The organism is Psychrobacter sp. TB55-MNA-CIBAN-0194, from assembly GCF_040309505.1.
Taxonomy (GTDB): Bacteria; Pseudomonadota; Gammaproteobacteria; order Pseudomonadales; family Moraxellaceae; genus Psychrobacter; species Psychrobacter fozii.
The window spans coordinates 1-253 of sequence record NZ_JBEOOW010000545.1 but is presented as its reverse complement, the minus strand read 5'-3'; the positions used below and the strand labels follow the sequence as shown (position 1 = coordinate 253).

Sequence of the window (253 nt, the reverse complement as noted above, 5' to 3'; positions counted from 1 at the left end):
GCCCTTAACATGGGCCGTTTTCTTTATGGCTAAGAGAAAAATCACTAAATAGTTGTTAGGCCAGCATTGGAAAGGTGAATAAAAAGAAATGTAAAAAATTCAACACAAAGTGACATAAGATAGACCATTCTATTCGCTTAGTTATATGGAATAGAATTCCATAACCCAGCCCAGCAGCACTAGCAACGAAGGCATATTCGAAACCGCCGCCGATATGAGCGATACCGAAAAGTAAGGCAGAAATGATAGGAAC

The 253-nt window shown here is 39.5% G+C and carries 1 protein-coding gene; it reads right to left on the bottom strand.

Going from position 1 to position 253, the window contains the following annotated elements; translation table 11 throughout:
* Positions 1–55 precede the first annotated feature (55 nt).
* On the bottom strand, positions 56–253 hold a 198-nt coding region (locus AAEY75_RS16230), incomplete at its 5' end, for a CPBP family intramembrane glutamic endopeptidase (RefSeq protein WP_352260180.1).